The sequence below is a fragment of the Affinundibacterium nitidum genome (assembly GCF_014284155.1).
GTDB lineage: Bacteria > Pseudomonadota > Gammaproteobacteria > Burkholderiales > Burkholderiaceae_D > Undibacterium > Undibacterium nitidum.
On record NZ_JACOFZ010000001.1, the window covers coordinates 1159695 to 1184073 of the forward strand.

22 protein-coding genes are annotated in these 24379 nt (G+C 47.9%); 9 read left to right on the forward strand and 13 right to left on the reverse strand.

What is annotated here, in order from left to right; genetic code table 11:
- Window positions 1–4: 4 nt before the first annotated feature.
- On the forward strand, window positions 5–2272 hold the full coding sequence (locus H8K36_RS05010; protein WP_186914794.1) for a patatin-like phospholipase family protein: 2268 nt from the start codon (window positions 5–7) through the stop codon (window positions 2270–2272).
- On the opposite strand, the gene H8K36_RS05015 is transcribed toward H8K36_RS05010, so the two are convergent.
- The 5 genes from H8K36_RS05015 to H8K36_RS05035 all read right to left on the reverse strand — a co-directional run bounded on the left by H8K36_RS05015 (window position 2245) and on the right by H8K36_RS05035 (window position 6659).
- A complete protein-coding gene (locus tag H8K36_RS05015) occupies window positions 2245–3036 on the reverse strand; it encodes a helix-turn-helix domain-containing protein (RefSeq protein WP_186914793.1) in 792 nt (263 codons plus the stop codon). The genes H8K36_RS05010 and H8K36_RS05015 overlap by 28 nt on opposite strands.
- 9 nt (window positions 3037–3045) lie before the next feature.
- Complete coding sequence (locus H8K36_RS05020) at window positions 3046–3822, reverse strand: hypothetical protein (protein WP_186914792.1); 777 nt, start codon at window positions 3820–3822, stop codon at window positions 3046–3048.
- Between the two features lie 156 nt (window positions 3823–3978).
- On the reverse strand, window positions 3979–4365 hold the full coding sequence (locus H8K36_RS05025) for a hypothetical protein (RefSeq protein ID WP_186914791.1): 387 nt from the start codon (window positions 4363–4365) through the stop codon (window positions 3979–3981).
- Window positions 4366–4713: 348 nt separating this feature from the next.
- Complete coding sequence (locus H8K36_RS05030; RefSeq protein ID WP_186914790.1) at window positions 4714–4998, reverse strand: hypothetical protein; 285 nt, start codon at window positions 4996–4998, stop codon at window positions 4714–4716.
- Window positions 4965–6659: a M14 family zinc carboxypeptidase gene (locus H8K36_RS05035; protein ID WP_186914789.1), complete on the reverse strand. Its 1695-nt coding sequence runs from the start codon at window positions 6657–6659 to the stop codon at window positions 4965–4967. Before H8K36_RS05035 ends, H8K36_RS05030 begins: the two co-directional genes overlap by 34 nt.
- A 129-nt stretch (window positions 6660–6788) precedes the next feature.
- On the opposite strand from H8K36_RS05035, the gene H8K36_RS05040 reads away from it, so the two are divergent.
- Window positions 6789–6998 (forward strand): DUF3820 family protein, encoded by a 210-nt coding sequence (locus H8K36_RS05040; protein ID WP_186914788.1) that lies wholly within the window; start codon window positions 6789–6791, stop codon window positions 6996–6998.
- Between the two features lie 221 nt (window positions 6999–7219).
- Complete coding sequence (locus H8K36_RS05045) at window positions 7220–7840, forward strand: outer membrane beta-barrel protein (protein WP_186914787.1); 621 nt, start codon at window positions 7220–7222, stop codon at window positions 7838–7840.
- A gap of 329 nt (window positions 7841–8169) precedes the next feature.
- Here H8K36_RS05045 and H8K36_RS05050 read toward each other — a convergent pair whose 3' ends face one another.
- Genes H8K36_RS05050 through H8K36_RS05060 form a run of 3 tightly spaced genes read right to left on the reverse strand, consistent with a single transcriptional unit; the run spans window position 8170 to window position 11239 of the window.
- Window positions 8170–9489: a TAXI family TRAP transporter solute-binding subunit gene (locus H8K36_RS05050; protein ID WP_186914786.1), complete on the reverse strand. Its 1320-nt coding sequence runs from the start codon at window positions 9487–9489 to the stop codon at window positions 8170–8172.
- Window positions 9490–9536: 47 nt separating this feature from the next.
- Window positions 9537–10334 (reverse strand): competence/damage-inducible protein A, encoded by a 798-nt coding sequence (locus H8K36_RS05055; RefSeq protein ID WP_186914785.1) that lies wholly within the window; start codon window positions 10332–10334, stop codon window positions 9537–9539.
- A 23-nt stretch (window positions 10335–10357) separates the two neighbouring features.
- A complete protein-coding gene (locus H8K36_RS05060) occupies window positions 10358–11239 on the reverse strand; it encodes an EI24 domain-containing protein (RefSeq protein WP_186914784.1) in 882 nt (293 codons plus the stop codon).
- 169 nt (window positions 11240–11408) lie between these two features.
- Here H8K36_RS05060 and H8K36_RS05065 point away from each other — a divergent pair, with 169 nt between their 5' ends.
- Window positions 11409–11765 (forward strand): FKBP-type peptidyl-prolyl cis-trans isomerase, encoded by a 357-nt coding sequence (locus H8K36_RS05065; protein WP_186914783.1) that lies wholly within the window; start codon window positions 11409–11411, stop codon window positions 11763–11765.
- 440 nt (window positions 11766–12205) lie between these two features.
- Here H8K36_RS05065 and orn read toward each other — a convergent pair whose 3' ends face one another.
- Complete coding sequence (gene orn, locus H8K36_RS05070; RefSeq protein ID WP_186914782.1) at window positions 12206–12811, reverse strand: oligoribonuclease; 606 nt, start codon at window positions 12809–12811, stop codon at window positions 12206–12208.
- Between the two features lie 96 nt (window positions 12812–12907).
- Between orn and H8K36_RS05075 the strand changes: the two genes are divergently transcribed.
- The 3 genes from H8K36_RS05075 to rsgA are packed head-to-tail and all read left to right on the forward strand — an operon-like array spanning window position 12908 to window position 15543.
- Window positions 12908–14185 carry a M48 family metallopeptidase gene (locus H8K36_RS05075; protein WP_186914781.1) on the forward strand — a complete coding sequence of 426 codons (1278 nt, stop codon included), beginning with the start codon at window positions 12908–12910 and terminating at the stop codon, window positions 14183–14185.
- Window positions 14186–14238: 53 nt separating this feature from the next.
- Window positions 14239–14586 carry a 4a-hydroxytetrahydrobiopterin dehydratase gene (locus tag H8K36_RS05080; protein ID WP_186914780.1) on the forward strand — a complete coding sequence of 116 codons (348 nt, stop codon included), beginning with the start codon at window positions 14239–14241 and terminating at the stop codon, window positions 14584–14586.
- 3 nt (window positions 14587–14589) lie between these two features.
- Complete coding sequence (rsgA, locus tag H8K36_RS05085) at window positions 14590–15543, forward strand: ribosome small subunit-dependent GTPase A (RefSeq protein ID WP_186914779.1); 954 nt, start codon at window positions 14590–14592, stop codon at window positions 15541–15543.
- Window positions 15544–15556: 13 nt separating this feature from the next.
- Here the strand turns inward: rsgA and H8K36_RS05090 are convergent, their stop codons facing one another.
- A complete protein-coding gene (locus H8K36_RS05090; RefSeq protein ID WP_186914778.1) occupies window positions 15557–16369 on the reverse strand; it encodes a substrate-binding periplasmic protein in 813 nt (270 codons plus the stop codon).
- A gap of 373 nt (window positions 16370–16742) precedes the next feature.
- Between H8K36_RS05090 and H8K36_RS05095 the strand changes: the two genes are divergently transcribed.
- Window positions 16743–20078: a S41 family peptidase gene (locus tag H8K36_RS05095; protein WP_186914777.1), complete on the forward strand. Its 3336-nt coding sequence runs from the start codon at window positions 16743–16745 to the stop codon at window positions 20076–20078.
- Between the two features lie 187 nt (window positions 20079–20265).
- Here H8K36_RS05095 and H8K36_RS05100 read toward each other — a convergent pair whose 3' ends face one another.
- From H8K36_RS05100 to H8K36_RS05110, 3 genes are all read right to left on the reverse strand, one after another.
- The gene (locus H8K36_RS05100; RefSeq protein WP_186914776.1) at window positions 20266–21408 is read right to left on the reverse strand and encodes a hypothetical protein; all 1143 of its coding nucleotides are present in this window, start codon (window positions 21406–21408) and stop codon (window positions 20266–20268) included.
- A 172-nt stretch (window positions 21409–21580) separates the two neighbouring features.
- Window positions 21581–22405 carry a DUF2189 domain-containing protein gene (locus H8K36_RS05105; protein WP_222611116.1) on the reverse strand — a complete coding sequence of 275 codons (825 nt, stop codon included), beginning with the start codon at window positions 22403–22405 and terminating at the stop codon, window positions 21581–21583.
- 269 nt (window positions 22406–22674) lie between these two features.
- Entirely contained in the window at window positions 22675–23328 is a 654-nt protein-coding gene (locus H8K36_RS05110; protein WP_186914775.1) for a ribonuclease HI family protein, read from the reverse strand.
- A 244-nt stretch (window positions 23329–23572) separates the two neighbouring features.
- Between H8K36_RS05110 and H8K36_RS05115 the strand changes: the two genes are divergently transcribed.
- Window positions 23573–24346 carry a sulfite exporter TauE/SafE family protein gene (locus tag H8K36_RS05115; RefSeq protein ID WP_186914774.1) on the forward strand — a complete coding sequence of 258 codons (774 nt, stop codon included), beginning with the start codon at window positions 23573–23575 and terminating at the stop codon, window positions 24344–24346.
- The last annotated feature ends 33 nt before the right edge of the window (window positions 24347–24379 follow it).

The following is a 24379-nucleotide window of genomic DNA, read 5'->3' on the forward strand; positions in this document are numbered from 1 at the left end:
CACGATGATGTTTCAAGTATTCACGCAAGCGCTCCTCAAACCTCTGACTTCTCGTACCAAGTCACTCCTTCTATGCGCCGCTGCATTGAGCTTATGGCCGCTCACTGGTCTTGCCCAAGAGAACAATGCGTCAGCACCAACTGCTAGCCATGAACGCCCACGCGTTGCCTTAGTCTTATCCGGTGGTGGTGCGCGAGGTTTTGCGCATATTGGCGTTTTGCGCGTACTTAAAGAAATGCGGATTCCTGTCGACTATGTCGTTGGTACCAGTATGGGGGCCGTAGTCGGTGGCGCCTATGCGGCAGGTCGCTCGGTGGAAGATATCGAGCAAATTGTGAGAACAACGTCTTGGGATAGCGTCTTAGCTGACCGCCCAGCACGCGATGCCATCGATTTTCGTCGCCGTGAAGAAGATGTCTTATTACCGTCTCGTATCGAACTCGCAGTGACCAAGTCCGGCATTAGCTTACCCCCTGCGGCAGCCGGCAATGCGGCTTTGGAACAAGCACTTTTGCGCTTATTGCCAAACGGGATGAAAAGTGAACATGTAAACCATTTGCCGATTCCTTTTCGGTCAGTCGCATCTGATCTCGTCACCGGTGAATTAGTCGAACTGAGTGACTCTCCCCTGTTTATCACCATGCGTGCCTCACTCGCGGTCCCTGGTATGTTTGCACCGGTTCGCGTCAATAATCGACTGGTCGTAGATGGCGGCCTCGTGCGCAATTTACCTATCGATATGGCTCATAAGATGGGTGCTGACATCATCATCGCGGTCAACGTCGGCACACCACTAGCTCAAGAAAAAGAGCTCGGAAGTGCGATTAGCGTTGCCCAACAAATGCTGCAAATTTTGACCGAACAGAATGTACAGCGTTCACTCAAAGAATTAAAAGCACAAGACATCTTAATCGCACCCGACTTAAGCGGCATTAATTTTTTGGATTTTAGTGAACATCATAATGCGATGCTAGCGGGCGATATCGCTGCACGTCAATTGGAGCAAAAACTCAAGTCTTTAAGCGTAAGCAAAGAAGAATATGCGCGTTTTGATCAACTGCGCATGGCAGAAGGCATCATTCCTGATAAGACGCTGCGCATTGCTAAAATCGAGGTCGAGGGCACACAGCATATCAACCCGGAAATCTTGATTCGACAATCTGGCATCCAAGTGAATGAACTGGCGAGTGAAGAAAAAGTGCGTCAAGTCAGTACAAAACTGTATGGCCGCGGCGACCTCGACCACGTTGAAATTGAGATGCAAGACCGACTTGATGAACGCGATGTGACCATCAAGACGCATGAAGCTGCGTGGGGTAAAAATCGCTTACGTTTAGGCTTGGAGCTATCTAGCGATTTTCGCGACACACATAATTTTTCGATCGGCGCGATGAATGTCTCAGCATCTCAAAATGACTGGGGTGGTGAGATTCGTTTACTCGGAAAAATAGGTTCAAATCGTGTCTTCGCAGCACAATTATTTCAACCAATGGGGCCGGGCAGCCAATGGTATGTGGCCCCCATGTTGGAGAGCGGTGCTTCTACGATTGATCTATTTAAGATGGAAAGAAAATCTGCCCGCTTTGGTTATAAAAGTACAGGCATCGACTTACCTATCGGCTACCAACTTGGCAATTGGGGAGACCTACAGTTAGGCTTTCGCAGAGAGCGTGCGCAAGCGGAGCAGACCTTACCTGAAATTCCAGGCAATATCATAAGCACTGTACGCTCTTCCGAATATGCTCGACTGCGAATCGACACGCTTGATTCCTTGGCGTTCCCAACACGCGGTAAATTTATGACATTGGGCTGGGAACGCACTTTGGCGGAACAACCGGGCGAAAAAGCAGTGCTTAATTCTTCGATTATCGGCATGTCGGCATTCCAGAGTGGAGATTGGGCAGGTCACATCTATGGCGAATGGGCGCGTTCACAAGGCAATACAGCTCCACTCTCACTAGGCGGATTCCTGCGACTCTCCGGCACCCCTGCAGATTCGCTTTCCAACAAAACGGTCGCGCTTGGTCGTGTCGTCATCGCCAGAAAAATCGGGGGCATGCCAGCCGCGCTTGGCGGCGCGGTACGCATGGGATTCTCTGCTGAACTTGGAGGAGGATTCGGTGAAGGAGAAGCCGTAAAATTCAGTAAGATTAAACGCAGCGGAAGTGCCTTTGTCGCTTTTGATACGCGATTTGGCCCACTATATTTTGGCGCGGGCGCAACGCAATCAACGGGCTCTACCTTTTATTTATTCTTGGGTCCAATTTGGTGAACCACACGAGTCTTGGTTGAAGCCATTGTGCTAGGACGACGTAAAGCCGTGAATGCCGAGAATTCCCAAGAGCGGAACCCTAACATCAAGGTAAACCCATCACGGTCTTCTGGAAGCAAGCGTCTATCTTCTTGCTGAAGCCGCGCAATTTCTGCCGCCAACTGTTGGATTTTTGTTTGAATTTCACGTGCGCTATTTTGTGACAAGCGTGCCGGCACACACATCAAAGTTTCACCATTCCCATCGAAACGGCCATCAAAATAATCTGAAACAACTTTCTCCTTAAAGAAAGTTTGAATTGGTCCATCTGCACGCCAACGGAATGCCGGCGAAACACGAAGGCGATAACGATTCATCGGCTTTAGCTCGATCACTTCATGCTTATCTAGCTCAATCAAACATAGAACGCATTCGGCTTCGGTCAAATTATAGGTTTCGATGATTTGTTCGAAGGTCCAGTGTCCTAAGCAAGAAATCGCCACCAACAACAATTTGGGGTTTTCCATCAACGCTTTTTCTTGGGCTAGCGTCAAATTGTCTGCCTGCGGTGTCACATCGGCTGCTTGTCGCAATACATCTTCTAGGGAAATGTCGGCGACTTTGCAAATTTGAGCCATACGTGACAAGGTCATATCCTTTTGCCCAAACATGCGTTTGATGCTCGACTCGCTCATATCAATCAAGTTTGCTAACTGCTTATACGTCATGCCAACTCGGCGCAACTCTGTACGCAATACATCGAGTAATAATTCTGGAGAACTCATGTTAAACCTCTATTCTTTTGCTTTAGGCAAGAAATTAATTTCACGCGCCGTTTTTTGACCTATGGTCACCAATTTCAAACTTTTAGGGATCACCGCATCGCTTTGCGAAATCACGATACGCCCCCCCATAATCTCGGCAAACCTTTGCGGCAACAATGGGCTACGATCGGGTTCGGCATAGCCATCAGGAAATTGTGGTTGATCAGTGGCTAAATCATATTTGTCGCTTGCGCCCAAGGTATGCAAGAACTCATGTGCAATTATGACATTATTCGTCTGACTAAGTTCCGCGTCAGCGAAGACATTCACGCGACCAATCAGGCCCTGCTGCAGCGCCGTCGAATGATGAACGGATTTATTCTTAGGATCAAAATAGAGCACAAACAAACGCACTTGTGGGTCTGGACCCACAATTTTGGCATGACGATACGCCCACCAACGAAACTTCAAGCTCCACCACATGACGTCCAAGGCGTTTTGCTCAGGCGGTGGCGCCGGAGGGGCTTCTGCCAAACTCGATTTCAAACGAATCTCAACACCCGCACTCGCCTGCTTGCCGTAGGAATCTTTTTCTCTCTGTATGAATTCTTCGATGGGACGAAATTCTTCGACGTTCAATTGGCGAATATACTTGTCGGCAGCGGCACTACCATCACCATTAATCGGATAAATATTGATGGGTAAAGTAAATTGCCACTCGACTGACTTGGTTCGCGAACGATAGGTCGATGTCGCAACCAATGCCAAAATGAGCAGCAGAATACTGACACGAATGGTTTTAAACATAGAGGACCCATCAGTTTGAATGCGCCGATTGTACCGCATCCAGTCACCAGAACTCGAACGCTAGCCATCTCAAGTTAATTATCCGTTTCGGTACGAATACAAAATCACAAGACGAAAAAAAAGCAGCCTAAGCTGCTTTTTTGAAATTACTTGAGATTATTTTTTAATCTTCTTACCTGCAGCTGTCGCTGGCAAGTATGTCAATGGGTCGTTTAAACCACTTTCGTATGCAGTCATCACTGTTTTTGGACGCATGCATGTCGCGCCTAAAGAAGATGAATCAGCAGCAACAGAGTTAACGCACACTTGTAACTTCATGATCTTGCTTTGTGGGATGCCTGCTGCAGCTGCAATTGAAATGACAGAATGATGATCTGCACCGTTAGCAATCAATTGATCTACCGTTTTTTGCAAATTACGGCTGGTCGACAATGCATTGAAAATGCCGTCAACTGAAGTGTCTACTGGTTTTGGAGCTTCTACCGCAAAAGCGCTACCAACCATTGCCAAACCCAAGCATGCACTAACAATCATCTTTTTCATAACAATCTCCAAAAATTGACAAACCATTTTGCCGAACGCATTGATACTAGCGATTTTTCCAGCAAACGCAAAGGATTTCTCAACGCAGAAATCAAAATTTTTTCAGAAGTTAGTAAAGCGAAAACACTATGTTATCGATTTACGACAAAAACAGATAATAATGACAATTTCATGCCATAAAGCAGTGTTTTCACAGTGAAATAAGCGAACTTGACTCAAAACAATATAAACAAAAAACATCATCCAATTCGTTTAGATCGAGTCGACAACTATCCATGACTGAGCGCTTACTTAAATGCCAAGTAAGATCAAAATTCAGATCATCACAGCCATGTATCACAGGCCATCTCACTCACGCCCTTTTGACTTCTCTGGGAATAGAGTGTCGGCTGAGAGAGGCAGCCCAAGATTTACGGTTATTGGTTCTTTAACGCGACGAAGCTCAGGAACTCGTCCTACGAACATTTCACGCTCGTGCCATCCCTGCGCCCTCACCGGCACCAACCAATAACCGTCTTCATCGTGCGCAATCCAATAGGGTGGCTGCTCTAAATATTCGTAGAAAACAATCATATTGGTGTCGGTGGGACTAAAGCGGATTAACGAATCGCGAATACAGGATAACGGCGCCATTCTGGTTCGTGGAAGCGCTTACCGTTGGCAAAAATAAAATCGAGCACCGCTGTTTGATTCGAGAGCAATTCAGGATGCGCAGTTTTCCATGCCTCAAACTTCGCGGCTAGCTCTGGCTCCGTTTGCAACATGTCATAGGCGCTGTCTTCAAATACGTAATCGGAAAATGCTTCTTTCTTCTCCAACACACTATTGAAGAATCCCCAACGGAAGAAACTGTCGTGCGCCAGCGGTTCGAGAGTCTCGACTGCGTAACGCGCATTGGCTTGATTCAAATACACCAAGACATCGCCTGCTCGTGCTTGCACACTTTCGTTTTTGGTTTCTAACTGCATATCATCATGGAACATATGGCCTTCGTAGGCCTGAGGACGGCTGGTCACGCTCTTTACGTGATAGACCTGCACCTGCATCGCTTGATCTGCTTCCAAGGTTTTGAGCTCGACCCCATTCCAACGCAGACGCTCGATCGCCTCCCGCCAAGCTTGCGGGATCAAATACGCTTTGGGAGTCTGCACCACTACATCAGCGACGAAATTATCGTAGTAGGCGATATCTTTTTCCCAAGACTTACTACGGTCATAGGAAAGGCGTGTGTAGTTACCGATCTTACTTGGAGAATAAACAGCCTCGTAACCTTTAAAGCGGAAAGTCGAAGGCTTGGTGTGATCAGCCTTCCAAGTGACTGGCCATTGTGTCTTGCTTTGAGCAGCAGTGCGTGCCGCCGCACGTAATCCTTGAATCTGCCCGGCGTTCGCAATCGTAAAATCAAGGACGACTTCCACCAATGCACGCATCGATGCATAACGATCGGCATAAGGCTTCAACATATGCGTTTCAGGCATGAAACCAATGGTGTGATGAAGTGCGGCAAAGCCGGTTGAAAAACGCGGCACTTCGAGGAAATCTTCAATACCATCGTCTGGTGTCTCTTTGACTGGATTCACGTAAGGGCAAGTTGGCCAGCCACGCTTTTCCATCTGCGTGTAAATCTCGGGCAGCATGGTGTTGCGGAGGTAAGGCCCCAAACCATCACCGAGTTTATCTGCCTGAGTTTGAATCAAGGTCATGGTGTAGCTATAGTCAGCACCATTCGAGGTGTGGGTATCGACCATCACATCGGGGTCCCACTCAGTAAAGAAGCGGTTGAACACGCCAGCCGCCAAGCTATCGCATTTAATGAAGTCGCGATTCAAATCCAAGTTGCGGCCATTGGCACGGAAGCCGAACATTTCGGGGCCATCTTGGTTCACACGCGAGGTGTTTTGACGATTCAAACTACCATCGACGTTATACACAGGAATAAATAAGAAAACTGTCTTTCCTAATGCCGCACGACGTTCTGCTTGCAAACAAAAATCACGCACCAAGGCCATGCATGAATCAATGCCTTCTGGTTCGCCTGGATGAATGCCATTATTGTTGAAAAAGATCGGGCGCCCTGCTGCTTTCAAACGATCACGATCAAACTCACCATCGGTGGTGATCACACCTGCATGCATAGGCACGCCGCCATCGGACACGCCGATCTGAAAAAATTTCAGTACGTTCGGAAAGTCTTCTGCCAATTTTTCATAGAAAGGAATGCAGTCAGCCCAAGTCGTGGTTTGATTTTGATTCCCCAACTCAAACGGTGTAGGATAAGCGCGATTTGTTGTCATTTTCGATAAGCCCTGCGTGCAAGAGATAAGTCTAAGAATGGCGCAGATTGTAGCACTCTAGCTTAAAAATTTTGAACGCAATATCGCATTCACCACCAAACTAAACATCCAAAAAACACAGCGTTTCCTATGCAAAGCCAAGATTTAATTCTCCTCGTGACCCGCCAAATGCCGTATGGCAAATACGAAGGCCGCGTCCTCGCCGATTTACCCGGACATTATCTTGGCTGGTTTGCTCGCGAAGGTTTTCCGAAAGGTGAGATCGGACGCTTACTCGAATTGATGTATGAAATTGATCATAATAATTTGCGAGATTTACTCAAACCCTTAAGAAAATAAGTTCCCGATTTAGCAAAAATCAGCAAAAGTACTGTGGCATAAACCCAAGCCTCGCATCTGACAGTCCCTTCGATTCATTTTTTGAAATTTAAGCTCTTCACAACGACACTGCAAACCAAGTTGATTGCGAACGATGAAACATCATCAGATTCAGACGATCAGTCCACAGTTTCAGTACCAAGCAAGTTAGTTTCACTCGTTGTTCATTTGAAGAGGTTCACATGTCTACACTCAAACGCACTATCTCTACCACTCTATCTATCGCTGCATCGCTCAGTGCCCTAGCTTTTGCTGGAAGTGCACACGCTAACGACACCAGCGTAGGTGCCTCTTGGGCCGTTCGCACCAATTCTGATTTAGGTTGCTCTGTAGGTGCGCCATGCGAACGTGCGAGTAAAACGAGCGGCAAAATTTATGGTGACTACAGTTTCGCGGTCACGCCATACAACGGCTTTAGCATTTCGCAGAGCGTAGAGGGGATGCTGTATCAAATTGGCGAGGCAAAAGCGAATTTCAATACTGGCAGTGGTATCAAGAGCGGCAACGGCAAATCAAGTGGCGTTGGCGTATTTTACAAGGTCGATTTGGGCACCGATGACTTTGGCGTCACAGCAAAGCTGGGCGGCAGCTATGCTCACGGCTCCGTCAATTTTATGAATGGCGGTTCTGAATCACAAAACGCATGGTTCTTGCCAGCCGGTGGTCTCGGTTTACGAGTCAACCTGAACAAGAATGTGATGCTCACAGCGGATTGGGATCGCTTGCCAGCCAAATACAGCAGCACGAATAGCACAAAAGCAAAGAACGATATGTATTCAATCGGTGTCGCTTATAAGTTTTAAGAAGATACGAACGGTAAATCAAATCGCAAAAACAATGCGATAACAAGCAAGCTGTAATGCTTCAAATCGCTTAGTCTGGATGCAGTGCATAAGTGAACTTTGGCCTCCCGCAGCCATACTCAAGTATTAGGTACGATGGGGCCAGGCAACAACGCAATGCGCCAGAATAAGCAATTTGAATAAGGAACCACTGACGCACAGAGCCACACACCTACCTGTGAATGCGCAAGATACTCCCCTCCATCTTGCAAATTCGTGTGTCTCTGTGCCGATGGGGTTGATCTATGATGTCTCAATAAAAAAACGAAGCCTAGGCTTCGTTTTTTGCTTTAGAACTCACCCTGCACACGCTTGCGAACAAAACTGATGTGACTTCGCAAGCCATATAGTTCATCCGCGTAAGCAAGTGGAATCGAAATTTGATTGACCTTTTCTTCGATTTCGTCGAGTCGTTTAAGCTGTGCCTCCGCCGCTTTTTTTCGTTGAGCTTTCTCTATGCCTTCCATCGCCATCTCGACTGCTCTTAATTGGCCATACCAACGATAAACACGCGAACGAATTCGCCAACGATATAGTGGAGGTATTACCTTAGACAAAGGCAATGCCAAGGCACCAAAGGTTAGCAATACAACCCACATTCTTTCCAAGAAATTCGCCATCCAAAAACTCAGATAACGCTGCAAGAACGGTTGGCCACTACGATAGAACTTTTCGGCTTGCGGATCGACGGGAATTTCCGTGTAACGATCTGAGGGAAACTCACCTTGATCACTAAACCAATTTGCTCCACCGTGAATCTTCTTGGCTGCTTGCAGGAACAAACTTATTAGGGCGGGATGGAGACTTTCATGTGCCACCAGTGTCGCGGTTGGCGAAATTAAATGATAATCGCGTGCAGGAATATCTTTACCGATATCAACGATACCGCGTGGCAGAACCACGTGAGACAGAAATGGCAAGCGTCGGGTATAAGCTTCGGCTTGGACAAAATCAAATAAGCGCACGCCCGGTGTTTGTAACAACATTTGCACCAGTAGCGAATCTGAGGCCGCACTCATCACCAAAACGTCGAGCTTACCATCAAGAAATGCCGCCGTACCTTGCATACTATCTAGCTTCTGTAGCTGAAAATCGGTATCACTGAGGTTATTGACGCCGATTATTTGCGTAAAAAGTTTATGAACACCATAGCCATCGGGCCCTACATTCACACGTAGGCCTTTAAGATCAGCGAGATTATTAAGTTCTTTTTTCGAACGATAAAAAATCCAGACAGGCTCATAAAATAAGCTACCAAGAGAAATCAAACCTTGAGCCTCTGCCTCTTCTTGATTGGTTGATCCACTTTGCACGAAACCGATATCAACGATGGAATTAGGGTCACGAATTTGATTTAAATTGTCGAGCGAGCCCTGTGAACGATGAACCCTGAGTTCAATTTGATTCTTCGCCAACTCCGTCGCATACAACTGTGCAAAGTGATCATACGCGCTGTTTTCCTGTCCCCCGACGAAGTCTAATTTTTTGCCTGGCGCTGGTTCCACAAAATACAGCGTTGAGGCTATCAAGACCAAGACCAATAAAGTCATCGGTCCAAAAGCAAGCAAGGCGTCCTTCATCGAAAAGAGAGTGAATCGGATTTTATTCATACTTTTTTCTTTCAAATCAAACGCTGTGCCCTGTAAGCCACAGACAATTAATCGACGGCGGCTGTCGATTCATATTCCATATGAAATCCATCCAAGACGGCGAGCATTTCGGCAAATGCCTGCTGCACTTGACGAGGCTCACCCTTCACGCCGAGCTCTATATGACGCCGCATGGTTTCAGATCCCACGCTAGGCAAACTAAATACTTTGACCTCAGGGTATCGTTGCTCTAAGTCTTCCATCATCGGCGTTAGCGTCGACTCTGCCACCTCAAACACTAATACTGATTTTTCGTCATGCGGCTGTTGATGAAACAGATGCGCATAATGCGTATCCAAAACCCAGGCAATCATCGGCCACGCCATCACAGGAAAACCCGGCACAAAATAATGCTGACGAATCGCGAAACCGGGGATTTTATTAAAAGGATTCGGAATAATCTCCGCGCCATGTGGAAACTCCCCCATCTTCAAACGATGTAAATGATCAGGTGAATTTAAGTCAGCCGGTTTGTCTGCTGTCGATGCGGTTTCTAAAATCCGTTCTTGGATCAAACGCTTCGCTTCTGGATGCAGCTCAATTAGCACACCCAAGGCTGCAGCCGCACATTGACGCGTATGATCGTCTGGCGTAGCACCAATACCACCCGTACTAAAAACAATATCTCCACTCGCAAAACTACGCTCCAAAGTCGCTGTGATACGAGCCCTATCGTCACCCACATACTCCGCCCAATCTAAGCTCAATCCACGCTCCTTGAGCAAAGCGATCACTTTGGGTAAATGTTGATCTTGACGTTTGCCCGATAAAATCTCATCACCAACAATAATTAAACCTATACCCATCTCAATCTCTCACTTTCGCACAATCATTTATTTTCGAGTATTGCAGTGCTACGTTCATCTCCTACAACCGGCGTAATGTTCTTGGAACTCGCTTCGCGATCGGCACGTAGTTTGTGCAGGGCCTGCAAACAATAATATTGGAACCAGCAACCGCTATAGATAAAAATCAACAAATACATCCAGATCGCAACGCTGACAAAAAACGGGAAGAAAGCGACATAGGCCAAGGACATGGCACCGCCCAACCACAAAGCGCTCGGCAAAGTCCCAAACCAACCAGCGGCAATACCGATCAACAACAAAGAGCCTCGATGTTGGCTAAATATCGCTTGACGCTCTTCCGCATCGGCATACGCCGCTAAAGCGTCATAGGCCATGATGCGGTAGGTCAGCCAACCCCATAACAATGGTTGGACGAAAAAATAAATCGGAGGGAAGAAAATTAAGGGCAGCGTCACTACCCATAAGAAGGTGAAGATAAAAAAGGACAGCAAAGAGAAACCAATACTACCCAACAGCGAACCGCCTTGGCGTTTTTCTAATTGAGGAAAATCGCGTTGCCCGACATAGCGACTAATCACTGGCATCACAACCAAGCCGATAAACAGCAATGAACTCATAATCATCGCCGGCAATAGTGCCCACATGGTGACTAATGGCACGATTACTGTCTTGAGCGCGAGCAAACCTAAAGAACTCAACATTTGCCCAGCAGAATTTGCCGACTCATGGTTCACGTAATAGCTTTGCACAAAGTCCAGAATGCTTTGCATACGCCACCACATCAGTCCACCCCATAACAAGAGCGAAAGCACTAAAGGCAACAAACTTAGGAAAAGGATACGTGGACTAAACTGAGCCACAAAGGCGCGGCTCCAGGAACGCAATACTTCTTGAAGATTCATGCAACATCCTTTGGTAAACAAACGAAACCATGGTCGTGCACGTATTTTACCTTGGCTTGTATCGATTGATTTGAAAATCCCAGTTTTACAGGGCAAGTCTCAAGGCAAGCGACGATAGAGCTCATTTTCTACTACAATGACATTTTTTGATTTCATTTGAGAGTACATCATGACAGCAATTACTACCGTCACTGGCCTGCAATACGAAGACAAAGTAGTAGGCGACGGCGCCGAAGCCACAGCAGGTAAAAATGTGGTCGTGCATTACACGGGCTGGTTACAAAATCCAGACGGCAGTGCAGGCAAAAAATTCGATTCCAGTAAAGATCGCGGTCAGCCTTTCGAATTCGCTCTAGGCGCTGGCCAAGTCATCAAAGGCTGGGACGAAGGCGTACAAGGCATGAAAATCGGCGGCACCCGTGTCCTGACGATTCCCTCATCCCTAGGCTACGGCCCACGCGGCGCAGGCGGCGTTATCCCTCCAAACGCGACCTTGATTTTTGAAGTGGAATTATTGGGCGTGTAATGAGCCAATAAGCGAGAATTCGTCGCTAAAAGTAAAAAATCCAGCAAATACCTTGCTGGATTTTTTCGTTTTAAGGCCCACAACACGGCGAGGCGAACACAACAACGCCAGCGTCTGTTTTTCACCCGACCAAGGGCTGACGCAAAATAGCGCTGGCTAGGCGCCGACGCGAAGACAGTGCACTAGCACGGCGAGCCGACGGCAACAACGCCAGGGTCTGTTTTTCACCCGACCAAGGGCTGACGCAAAATAACGCTGGCTAGGCGCCGAGGCGAAGACAGTGCGCTAGCACGGCGAGCCGATGGCAACAACGCCAGCGTCTGTTTTTCACCCGACCAAGGGCTGACGCAAAATAGCGCTGGCTAGGCGCCGAGGCGAAGACAGTGCGCTAGCACGGCGAGCCGATGACAACAATGCCAGCGTCTATTTTTCGTCTGCCCTTATTCTTTGATGAAATTGGCGCGGTAATACTTCAACTCCTCAATCGACTCAATAATATCCGCCAAAGCCGTATGCTTCTGATGCTTCTTGAAACCGCTCGCCAGTTCAGGCTTCCAACGACGGCAAAGTTCCTTCAATGTGGAAACGTCGAGATTGCGATAGTGGAAGAAGGCTTCGAGCTTAGGCATACCACGCGCCATGAAACGACGATCTTGGCAAATCGTATTGCCACACATCGGTGATTTACCCGCTGGCACATAGGCTCTGAGGAATTCGATCAGGGCTTTGGAGGCATCTTCTTCAGTCACTGTCGACGCTTTGACGCGGTCGATCAGGCCTGAACGGCCATGCGTACCCTTGTTCCACGCATCCATCTTGTTCAAGGTTTCGTCAGACTGATGAATCGCGAAAACAGGCCCTTCCGCTAGTACATTTAATTGCATATCAGTAACAACAACTGCGACTTCGATGATTTTATCGGTGTCTGGATCTAAGCCTGTCATCTCCATATCAACCCAGATGAGGTTCATTTCATTCGGCTTACCTGGCTTGGCCGCGACTGCCGTTTGTGCATCAGTTGCTTGTACATCGCTCGCTTGTGACATAATTCTTCCTTACTCGTTTTTAATGCGTCGTTTTATACGAATTACTGGCCTCGGCGGCTAAGTAACCCTGAATTTTTCGTAAAGCATCATTTTCCCATGAATTCATACACGTTTTCGGTTTTATTCGTCATTTTTCTTGGTATTACGGTAAGTTTGCAATTTTGGCTATCGACTCGCCAAATTCGCCATGTTGCCCGCCACCGCCAAGCCGTACCAGCTGAATTTGCTGAAAAAATCAGTTTAGCGGCGCATCAAAAGGCGGCCGACTACACCATTGCCAAGACCCAATTCGGCTTGATTTCACTATTTATGAGTGTGCTCGTGCTGTTGGCATTCACGCTATTTGGTGGTCTGCAGCTACTAGCAGTGACGCTCTTCAAGTCAGTCGGCGATGGCATGGTCTACCAATTGAGCTTGGTCGTTGGTTTTGCGGTGATCAGCTCGGTGATTGATCTGCCTTTTGACTACTATCGTCAGTTTGTCTTGGAAGAAAAATTTGGCTTCAATAAAATGAGCATCAAACTATTCTTTACTGACATGATTAAAAGCACGCTACTCGGCGCTGCGATTGGCCTACCTTTACTATGGATAGTCATCAGCTTGATGGATAAAGCGGGAGCGATGTGGTGGCTGTATGCTTGGTTGGTCTGGAGTGGGTTCCAACTATTGATGATGCTCATCTTCCCGACATGGATCGCACCGTTATTCAATAAATTTACTCCGCTCGCCGACGAGGCGCTTAAGAATCGTATCGAAGGTTTGATGCAACGCGTTGGCTTTGCGTCTAAAGGTTTGTTTGTGATGGATGGATCCAAACGCAGCGCGCATGGCAATGCTTACTTTTCCGGCTTCGGCAATAACAAACGCATTGTTTTCTACGATACATTGATCGAACGCCTTGCGCCAGAAGAAGTCGAAGCCGTATTGGCGCACGAACTCGGCCATTTCAAATTGAAACATATCGTCAAACGCATGATCGTCATGTTTGCAGTGTCTTTGGGATTCTTGGCTTTATTGGGTTATTTGAAATCGCAAATTTGGTTCTACACTGGCTTAGGTGTTGACCCGGTCATGTTCGCCTCCTCCAATAACGCAATGGCATTGATTCTATTTATGATCACTTTGCCGGTGTTCACTTTTGTATTGTCACCATTGACGTCGATTAGCTCACGCAAACATGAATTCGAGGCGGATGCCTTTGCTGTGAAACATACCAATGCCAATGATTTGGTGACCGCCTTGGTCAAGCTCTATGAAGACAATGCGTCGACCTTAACGCCAGACCCTGTGCACTCAGCATTTTATGATTCACACCCGCCAGCATCAATACGCATCGCCCACCTGCATCAGCAGGGACAAGTTGCCGCGGCCTAATTAATGCTCATACATTTCATCATCTAATTTTTTGCATTCATCTAACCGCAATTATGAAAACTTCTGATCTACTCGCAAAGAAATCTGCACATACCGAAATCGGTCTTCAAGACAATGAATTACCAGCCTACTTCGCCGCCACACCAGGTTGGAAGCAAGATGGTCCGCGCATTGTGAAGACCTACGAATTTAAGAATTACTACGAAACCTTGGCATTTGTGAACGCCATCGCCTATACCATTCATGAAGAAGATCATCACCCTGAATTGACGGTTACTTACAACCGCTGCGTGGTCAAGTTCGACACGCATACAGTCAATGATGGCAAGGGTGGCATTTCTGAAAATGACTTCATTTGCGCAGCGAAAGTCGATGTCATTTTTACGCAGACTTTCGGTTAATGCATGTCTAAACGTTCCGCTCCAGCGAAGAAAAGCGCCGCCCTGAAATCCGGCGCGACGGCACAAGGCTTAGTGATTGCCGCGCACGGTCGACATTATTTGATCGACGCTACCGGCACCAAATTACATTGCGTGACCCGCGGCAAAAAAAGCGACGTGGCAGTTGGCGATATCGTTGAGTATCAGCTGACCTCAGACAATCAAGGTGTGATTGAAGCCATCGTACCGCGCACCACGCTCTTGTACCGTTCTGATCAGTACAAGTCAAAGATGCTGGCAGCGAATCTCACGCAGTTGATCATCGTCGTCGCCACCGAGCCTAGCTTTTCCGATGATTTAGTGTCACGGGCTTTGGTCGCTTCAGAGTCTTCGGGCATACAAGCCCAAATCGTGTTGAACAAAATCGACGTCACGGAAAGCTTAGCGAAAGCACGTGAACGGGTCGGCCTTTATGCCTCGCTTGGCTACCCTGTGCATGAAGTGTCGGTGACGGGCGCGCCGGAAATCACACGCGAAAAAATGTTGTCGCTAGTCAGCGGACAAAGCAGTATTTTGATTGGCCAATCGGGTATGGGAAAATCATCGCTGATCAATCTCTTGATCCCAGATGCGGATATCGCTACGCGTGAAATTTCGGCAGCCTTGGATACGGGAAAACACACGACGACATTTACTCGCCTGTTTCAAATGGATACCGAATCTGACAAACCTACCTATGTCATTGATTCACCAGGTTTCCAAGAGTTTGGTTTACATCACTTGAGCGAAGGAATGTTAGAGCGGGCTTTCCCAGAGTTCCGCCCTCACCTTGGCAACTGCAAATTCTATAATTGCCACCACCACACGGAACCAGGATGCGCTGTGTTGGCGGCGTTAGAAGGCAAAGAAATCAGCCGCATGCGTCATGATTTGTTCAAGCAGTTGGTGCATGAAGCGGCGCAAACGATTGGGTATTGAGCTTAGCCTTAGCTTATGGCGCTGGAACCTGCCAGCGCTGCTCGATTTTGGCATACTGACCATTACTCTTGATTTTGCGGAGGCCTTGATCGAGCAATGCTGCATATTTGGCCGACTCTTCACGTTTCTTAGAGAAGCTCACGTACAAACGATCAACATTGATGGTGCCTACTTGCTTAATCTTACCTTTAAACTCTTGAGGATAACGGTGCACAAGATAATCAACGATACGCGTATAGACCAAAGAATACTCCGAACGCTTTAACAAGAGCTTACGCAAATTCGACAGGTCAGTCGGTGCCTCTTCCCTTTGTATGCTGCTATCTTTGTCGATTGCGTCGGTATAGGTATAACCATGCGTCAGCCCCACTTTACGACCACTCATATCGCTGGCGCGTAAGCCGCTCTCTTCTGAGGTGATAAGACCGTAGATGCCTATCTCGGCTTTGAAGATGGGTTCTTGATGAAATAGAAATTCTGCACTGAGCTTGCTATCTTTGAGGCTATCAAAACAGCCGAGTTCTTGACCGGTTTCCACTAACATCAGGCAACGTGCATAAGGCGCTGATTTGAAATTAACAGTGACGTCGACTGACGCATAAGCAGCCTCAATCACCTCGACTGCAAATCCACGCAATTTACCGTCTTTTTGCGCAGAATACGGGTACCAGTCATCTTCGCCAACCAGTGTGATGGTTTGAGCATGTGCAGAAAACACACTTAGTGTAAATGCGAACATCAATGCACCAGTCCGCAAGATGCCTAGCCCACGAAGAGTCAGCAAAGGAAGCAGTGAGTGAATCAAATAGCGCATACGAAGCGTCATGATACTTTTATGAACTTTTTAAGTTTATATTTAAACATAAATTCCAAGCCCTGATTTGATATTTCTTCGAAATCCAAACGAAAAAAACAGACGACCGTTCATAAAAAAGAAGTCGCAAGAAAATAGAACTTCATCGACGTTTTACGGTCATAGCAAAACAAAAACAGGACAAGCTCGCAAAAATGAGGTTTTTCTTGAGTTAGTTGCTCTTCCCTTCACGGAAAAACCAAGACTAGCGGGACAAGATCAGTTCAACACAAAGCTGTCATTGTTCAATTGAACAGGCCAAGCAAACAAAACGAACTAGCCCAATAAACAAACAACAAAACAACAAGCACACCCACGTAATCACCTACTTACTCGATCCAACATCATGAAACTACGCTCATTCATATTGACAGCTTCTCTCGCTAGCATGATCACATCCGCCTACGCGGCTCCAGCCGAGAATGCCTATGTTAGATTCCCTAGCGTTCGCGCCGACTCTGTGATCTTCACCGCTGAAGGTGATTTGTGGAAAGTCGGTATCAATGGCGGCGCAGCCCAGCGTCTCACCACTCACCCAGGCGCAGAGACCAATGCGGCGATTTCTCCTGATGGTAAGTGGATCGCCTATTCCGCAACCTACGAAGGCGCACAAGAAGCCTATGTGATGCCAGTCGGTGGTGGTGTACCTAAGCGACTGAGCTTTGAAAATAGCACGGTCACGGTATTGGGTTGGACAGCGCAAGGCGAGGTCTTGGTCACCATGCAAAACCAAACTGGGCCAGTAGCACAAGCGGTCATTGCAGCCATCAATCCAAGTAACTTGCAAAAACAAATCTTCCCGATCACGGATGCCAACGAAGCTGCTGTCGATGAAAGCGGTAAGACTTTGTACTTCACACGCTTAGGGGCACACACGCGAGGCGACAATGTTAAACAATATCGCGGTGGCGCCTTGGCGCAATTGTGGAAATTTGATTTGGCCAGCAAAGGCGAAGCGGTCAATCTGTTTGCCAAAGACAAATCAAACAACCGTCGCCCTATGCTGTGGAAAAATCGTCTGTATTTCTTGAGTGATCGCGATGGTGCTTACAATGTGTACTCCGCCAATCTCGACGGTGGCGAAGTCAAAGCCCTCACACGTCATCGTGAATGGGAAGTACGCAATCCACAGCTCGGTGACGGAAAGATTGCCTACCAGCTTGGCGCCAATTTGCATGTGTTGGATATCGCCAGCCAAAACGACAAAATCGTTAATGTCGATTTGATTTCTGATTTCGATCAATCACGTCAACGCTATATCAAAAACCCGCTGGAGTATCTAACGAATGTACAGCTCGCCGCCAAGGACGAACGTTTAGTCTTCACTGCACGCGGTCAAATGAGCATCGCTGGTATTAGTCCGCAACGGCGTATCGATATCAACTTACCCAACGCCGCACGTGCTCGCGAAGCGGTGTTTTCGCATGACGATCGTTATGTCTATGCGTTCGTTGATAGCACGGGCGAAAACGAAATCTGGCGCTTTGCCACCAATGGTAGCGGCAAAGGCGAACAACTAACCAAGGACGGCAGCACGCATCGTCTCAATATTTTCCCATCACCCGACGGTAAATACTTGGCGCACACCGATAAACGTGGCCGACTCTGGTTATTAGACTTAGCGACACGCACAAATGTGGTGATCGACGACGCCGGCAAACAAGGCTATGGCAACCATGGTGATATCGTCTGGTCTGCTGATGGGAAAACCATCGCCCTCGCCCGCGCCAATAGCTCACAAGGACGCGAACAAATTGGTTTGTACGATCTCGATAGTAAGCAATTGCATTTTGTGACGAGCGACCGCTATGAATCTGAGTCTCCGGTATTTTCAGCGGATGGTCGTTGGTTGTATTTCCTCTCTAACCGCAATTTCCAACCCGGTATTGGCGCGCCATGGGGTGACCGCAATATGGGTACCTATTTCGACAAACGTACGGGCATTTTTGCTTTGTCCTTACAAGCCGGTAATCGTTTTCCGTTTAAACCTGACGACGAGTTGAGCAAGGCCGCCAACGATAAACCTGCCGCCGACAAAGCGGAAGTCAAAACGGATAACAAAGATGTCGTCAAAACGAGCGCAGAAGACAAGAAGCCTGAGGCAGCACCTGCGAAAAAAGCAGCGACAGCCATCGCCTATGAAGGCCTAGCTGAACGTTTGTATGAAGTGCCTGTACCAGCAGGCAATTACCGCCAGCTCGAGGCAGATGACAAACGTTTGTACTTCCTTGAACGTGATCCGGTCGAACGTAGCCGCAGCAATCTCAAGACTTTAGCGATTGCAAAAACTGCACCGCAGGCCGAAGTATTTGCAGCAAACGTGCGTGCCTATGGTCTAGGCAAAGACAAAAAACGGATCTACGTCAATATAGGCACAAGCGGCATGGGTGACTTCTACATCACCGAAGCCGGTGCCAAGGCTCCCGGCGATCTAAGCAAGGCCAAAATCAAGATTGACGATTGGAGCTTTAGCGCGAACCCGCGCGACGAGTGGAAGCAAATGTTCACCGACGCATGGCGCATGCACCGCGACTTCTTGTACGACACCAAAATGCGTGGCGTCGATTGGGAAAAAATGCGCGACAAGTATGCGCCGCTAGTTGATCGTGTCACCGACCGCGCTGAGCTCAACGATGTACTCGGTTTAATGGTCAGCGAAGTCAGCTCTCTGCATTCGCAGATTCGCCCAGGTGATGTGCGTCGTGCCAGCCCCGACGGTGCACCCGCTGGTTTAGGTGCCGTGCTCAGCAAAGTGCAAGATGGCTATCGTATCGATCATATTTATCGCAGCGAACCCGATTTGCCTTCACAACGCGGGCCACTCGACAACCCAGACCTCGATATCAAAGCGGGCGATGTGATCACCTCGATTAACGGTAAATCCGTCCTCGATGCGCGTGACATTTCTGACCTCTTATTGAACCAGGCCGATAAGCAAGTGCTGATTCAAGTCAAACGCGGCGCGGCTGCAGCCAAGAGTATGTTGGTCTCGCCAATCAGCATGCAAAAACAAGCGAACCTGCGCTACAGCGATTGGGAACAAGGCCTGAGCAAAAAAGTGGATCAAGCATCCAATGGCAAAATCGGCTACTTGCATTTACGCGCCATGGGCCCAGCCGATGTCGCCAGCTTCGCACGTGATTTTTACGCCAACTACAACCGCGATGGTTTAATCATCGACGTGCGTCGCAATAATGGCGGCAATATCGATAGCTGGATCATCGAAAAACTCTTACGCAAAGCGTGGGCGTTTTGGTCATCTGAAGGCAATCAACCATATGCCAATATGCAACAAACCTTCCGTGGTCATTTGGTGGTCTTGATCGATGAATTGACTTACTCCGACGGTGAAACCTTCGCCGCAGGCATCAAATCATTGAACCTCGGCCCACTGGTCGGCAAACGCACCGCCGGCGCGGGTGTCTGGCTCTCAGACCGCAACACGCTGGCTGATAACGGCATGGTACGTGCAGCGGAAAATGCCCAGTTTGATGTCAAAGACGGCCGTTGGTTAGTCGAAGGCGTAGGCGTAGCACCAGACATCGAAGTCGACAACCCACCGCACGCCAGCTTCAAAGGCGAAGACAAACAACTGGACGCGGCGATTAACTACTTACAGAAGAAGTTAAAGGAACAACCGATTAAACCATTGGTGCCGCAGGCGATTCCGCCTTTGAAGTAATGTGCTTGTGATTCACTCTTTTCTGAAGTGAATTCGGAAGCACAAATAAAAACGCCAGCTTGCTTTGCTTGCTGGCGTTTTTATATGAACATGTTATGTATTTAATTTAGAGGGGAAATCCAATTTCATGCTCGGAGCACGCTGATTTCACTCATCATTTTCAAATCAAAAATATTCTCGCTTACACCTATTTTTTGTTTATAGGTTTAAGCACTTTCTTGAGAAACCAAGCAGTTGGCATCGTCATTTCCTTATTGCAATGCACTGCTCCCATCCACCAACTTGATACTTCCGATGAGCGCAAATCGCTATACATGAAGCTACGACGCCATGCTAGAACCTCGCCTGTTCTTAGGTCTACGACTATTTGCTCGCCTCCAGCGATACCTTTTTCTCGTAGCTTAGCGTCGCCGATACCTCGCCATGTGTAGCCGAACTTCGCATTGATCTGGTTGGTCAGCATTGCAGTCACGAGATATGGCACGTTTGTCCAAGCGCCTTTTCTGGTTGGATCGAAAGTGTTGTACATCTTACCGGGATGGGCATTTTCATCTCTATAAAATAGAACATATGTGCTTGTAAGGTTTGTGAAATCAATCTGTTCATTTACCTTTTTTGCAGACAGCACTTTGTCTTTGATCGCAGCACTCCATATCAAAAGAAAATTGTACTCACCTAAGTTCGGCTGCAAAAATGCTTCCCAGGGAACACTCAGACTTTCACGTGTGATACTGTATGGGTCTTCGAGCACATAACGATCACTGTACTCACGATCAGTCGGATAAAAAGTAGGGCGCATCTGAAACACACCCTCCACATTCTCCGTAGTCCGATAGATCACTTCACCCGCCTCTTTTTCGCACAGCATTCTGAAGTAGTCGTAATTACTCATACCCCAGCTCGGTGGAGGCAAGACGGTACTCTTAGGCCACTTAATTTCGGGCATGTCAATGTAAGGCTTGCTGATCTTTTCATCCCAGCGGCGTAAGCCATATACATCGCAATCAGGATTTCTAAAATAGCGGTGATCTCCACCGCTTTGCATACAAGCATACCAAGTCTCGCGATCATATTTCTCGCCAAAGTGGTCGCGTCTATTTTGGTCCAACACCGGCATACGCAAATAAAGAATGGCAATACATGCTTGATACTGTAGATTGTTACGTGAAGATTCGCATCTATCTTCGACTAGCGCATCGGGCACCTGTGCGATATCTTGCGCTGTCGGTTTCGGTCGATTGGGATTAGGCGGATATTGCGGAGTAGACGTCGTTTGACAAGCCGCCAACGCAAGCGCGATAGTGCTCACCCATACTGTTTTGATTTTCATTAATTCTCGGTACTTTCGAAGATTTTGATCGACATCTCGTTTCCTTACGCGATCTAGCAACGCGGATCTTGCCTGTTTTTGTATTTTTATGTCAACAAAAAAATAACGAGCACTTGGCTCGTTATTCAGGGCGCACAGAGGCTTTGTCACAAAGCCTCGATTTAGCTTCGAATTAATGCCGATGATCAGACGGCCCCACCACATCGCGATAAGCATGCCAAGTGGCATGCCCCACGATGGGCATGGTGAACATAAAGCCGATGTTCCAAGTCATGAAGCCGAAGACCACAAAGCTAACGATGATGAGGCCCCAAACGATGGTGAGTGGAATGTTCACAGTCAGGGCGACGATGCTGATGATCATGGAAGTGATGGCATCAGAATCGCGGTCTAGCATCATCGGAATTGAGACCCAACTAATCGCGAAAACTAGGCTGGCGAAAATGAAACCCACGCAGCCGTAAACGAATAGAAATTCGACGTTGTCAAGCGAGAACAGTTTGGCTAGAAAACCTTCCATGGTCGGCATACCCTTGTTGTAGAACAGCGCAAAAATCACCAAGGAAGCACGAGCCCACACCATCATGACGACAGCTAAGACCACAGCGAAGGTACCGATATTGCTCCATCTGCCGCTCATGGAAAACACACTATTGATCATGCCTGAGCGTAGGTTTTCGATGCGACGACTGACGTCATATAAACCGAGCGCTAATAAAGGGCCGATTAACAAGAAGCCACAAGTGAGCGCGGAAAGATATTGGGGCGCGTTAGCCAAAACAAGTTTAAGAACGCCGCCCATTAAGGCAAAACAAATACCGTAGAAAATGCCTGCCATTGGCTCGGCACGAAAATCTCGCCAGCCCATGTTGAGCCAGTGAAAGGGGCGCAAGACGCCTAATCGTGCAACGGGAGGAAAGCTACTTTTTTGATCTATCACCATGGTGATGTCAGGTGGCGCGCTGTCGCCATCGCGGCCGTTGGATTGCTCACTCATTTTGTCTCCATCATGTCGGAACCCGCGCTTCTTATGAGTGCTGGTGTTCACTTATTTTATAAACACGTCTCGCTCGTCTTGCGAAGTGCGGCGCATTGTCATTGCTGACTATTATCCTAAGCGAGAAACTGTTAGCACCGCAACAAAACTCAAGTATCCGCCATTGAGGTAACGCAAATACAGCTGAGCTTGCCGCCTGCACGCAACACTTAAGCAAATTTGATGGAGATCAAGAATATATGACTACCAACTTTTGCTTTGCAGCAAGCTTACTCGCGGGCTTGTGCTGCGAGTTGATCTGCTTGCACATTTCTCGCGCGGGGAATCCACACTAGCTCGCAATGCGGAAGTTGCTGTAGTAAAGCGCGGGCCTGTTGACGCCAATGCGATAGCAAGGAGGAGGCTTGCGCTTCCTGTGCCACTACGTCATCCAGAATCACACGACTATCACCACGAACAGTTAATGCATCTGCTTTGTATGTGATGGCGAGTTTTAAGGCCGCAATCAAGGCTTGGTATTCGGCATCACTGCTACTGCCATGCCCTAGGTGTTGGCTCAATTGCCAGCGACTTCCATCAGGCGCTTGAAGAACGGCACCAATACTGCAAGGCCCAGGATTCGGATGTGCTGAGCCGTCAAACCACAGGTTCCAACGCTGAAGGTCAATCTCACGTGAAGCTAGCTTTGCTTGGTGTCGTTGTACGTAGGCGAGTCGCCGCACTTCTTGCAACTGTTGGTGACGACGACGTTCGGCTGCCCTACTTTCGAACAGCTGTGCCACATCGATTCCCTGCTGCTCTGCCATGCTAACAAACAAGGCTCGCAAAGCCTTGAGCAAATCACCATCACCCAGCCGCGCCGAACGCTTGGCCTTCGCTAGTTCAGTTTTCGTGCACAAATCTAGATAATGTTGCAACTCCATTCAATGTCTTTCTTTTTCTAAAATTTCAGCATTGTCTCGCTACAGTAGCCAATAAGCATCCAAATTTACATAAAAACACTCATAACGCCTCAAAAATGGAAAAAGATGGGTATTGAAAAACTACGCTTAACTATGCAGTCCCATCATTTCTATATATTGAAACCACATATAAGCAAATGAGTACTATGTAGTTTGTTATATAGAGCCTGCCCTTTAAGATGCCTGCTACTTTGCACGAGGCTCTATGACACTTACCTATATTATCTCCGGATTTGCAGTCGGCACCCTAGTCGGATTAACCGGCGTGGGCGGTGGGTCATTAATGACACCATTGCTGACCCTGCTGTTTGGCGTATCGCCTTCGGTGGCGGTAGGTACTGACTTAGCCTTTGCTTCCATCACCAAAGCAACAGGCACTTTCACGCATCGTTTGCGTGGCACCGTCGAATGGCAAGTGGTCCGTCTATTATGTTTCGGTGCATTACCTGCAGCATTGCTGACGACCTTGGGTCTCAAATATTTCGGCACGCTGGACAAAGAAATTGGCCAGATCATACGCTATTCCATCGCTGGTTCCGTATTCTTAACGGTGATCGCGATTCTATATCGAAGCAAACTAATCGCTTGGATCAATGCTCACCCGGAACGTCAATTGCACGGAACACGCTTAGCCGTAGCAACGATTACGGCAGGTGCGATACTGGGCATCCTCGTCACCATTTCATCGATTGGCGCTGGCGCGATTGGCGCGACGATCTTGGTTCTGCTCTATCCAAAAATGCCTGCGGCCCATGTCGCTGGAACCGATATCGCTTACGCCGTACCTCTCACCGCGATTGCTGCTTTCGGCCATTGGTATTTGGGCTCAATTGATTGGGTTTTACTGGGCTCATTATTGATTGGCTCCTTGCCTGGCATCACACTCGGTTCGCTCGCAGCTAAAGCGGTTCCAGAAAAACTCTTACGCGGCATTCTCGCTACCACCTTAACGCTAGTCGCTTGCAAGTTAGTGATGTAAGCAGCGTTCGGTAACTGCAAAAAACAGCAAAAT

Coding starts and splice junctions, on each gene's coding strand:
- H8K36_RS05010 (WP_186914794.1), top strand. CDS start 5: ATGATGTTTCAAGTATTCACGCAAGCGCTCCTCAAACCTCTGACTTCT.
- H8K36_RS05015 (WP_186914793.1), bottom strand. CDS start 3,036: ATGAGTTCTCCAGAATTATTACTCGATGTATTGCGTACAGAGTTGCGC.
- H8K36_RS05020 (WP_186914792.1), bottom strand. CDS start 3,822: ATGTTTAAAACCATTCGTGTCAGTATTCTGCTGCTCATTTTGGCATTG.
- H8K36_RS05025 (WP_186914791.1), bottom strand. CDS start 4,365: ATGAAAAAGATGATTGTTAGTGCATGCTTGGGTTTGGCAATGGTTGGT.
- H8K36_RS05030 (WP_186914790.1), bottom strand. CDS start 4,998: ATGGCGCCGTTATCCTGTATTCGCGATTCGTTAATCCGCTTTAGTCCC.
- H8K36_RS05035 (WP_186914789.1), bottom strand. CDS start 6,659: ATGACAACAAATCGCGCTTATCCTACACCGTTTGAGTTGGGGAATCAA.
- H8K36_RS05040 (WP_186914788.1), top strand. CDS start 6,789: ATGCAAAGCCAAGATTTAATTCTCCTCGTGACCCGCCAAATGCCGTAT.
- H8K36_RS05045 (WP_186914787.1), top strand. CDS start 7,220: ATGTCTACACTCAAACGCACTATCTCTACCACTCTATCTATCGCTGCA.
- H8K36_RS05050 (WP_186914786.1), bottom strand. CDS start 9,489: ATGAATAAAATCCGATTCACTCTCTTTTCGATGAAGGACGCCTTGCTT.
- H8K36_RS05055 (WP_186914785.1), bottom strand. CDS start 10,334: ATGGGTATAGGTTTAATTATTGTTGGTGATGAGATTTTATCGGGCAAA.
- H8K36_RS05060 (WP_186914784.1), bottom strand. CDS start 11,239: ATGAATCTTCAAGAAGTATTGCGTTCCTGGAGCCGCGCCTTTGTGGCT.
- H8K36_RS05065 (WP_186914783.1), top strand. CDS start 11,409: ATGACAGCAATTACTACCGTCACTGGCCTGCAATACGAAGACAAAGTA.
- orn (WP_186914782.1), bottom strand. CDS start 12,811: ATGTCACAAGCGAGCGATGTACAAGCAACTGATGCACAAACGGCAGTC.
- H8K36_RS05075 (WP_186914781.1), top strand. CDS start 12,908: ATGAATTCATACACGTTTTCGGTTTTATTCGTCATTTTTCTTGGTATT.
- H8K36_RS05080 (WP_186914780.1), top strand. CDS start 14,239: ATGAAAACTTCTGATCTACTCGCAAAGAAATCTGCACATACCGAAATC.
- rsgA (WP_186914779.1), top strand. CDS start 14,590: ATGTCTAAACGTTCCGCTCCAGCGAAGAAAAGCGCCGCCCTGAAATCC.
- H8K36_RS05090 (WP_186914778.1), bottom strand. CDS start 16,369: ATGACGCTTCGTATGCGCTATTTGATTCACTCACTGCTTCCTTTGCTG.
- H8K36_RS05095 (WP_186914777.1), top strand. CDS start 16,743: ATGAAACTACGCTCATTCATATTGACAGCTTCTCTCGCTAGCATGATC.
- H8K36_RS05100 (WP_186914776.1), bottom strand. CDS start 21,408: ATGAAAATCAAAACAGTATGGGTGAGCACTATCGCGCTTGCGTTGGCG.
- H8K36_RS05105 (WP_222611116.1), bottom strand. CDS start 22,405: ATGAGTGAGCAATCCAACGGCCGCGATGGCGACAGCGCGCCACCTGAC.
- H8K36_RS05110 (WP_186914775.1), bottom strand. CDS start 23,328: ATGGAGTTGCAACATTATCTAGATTTGTGCACGAAAACTGAACTAGCG.
- H8K36_RS05115 (WP_186914774.1), top strand. CDS start 23,573: ATGACACTTACCTATATTATCTCCGGATTTGCAGTCGGCACCCTAGTC.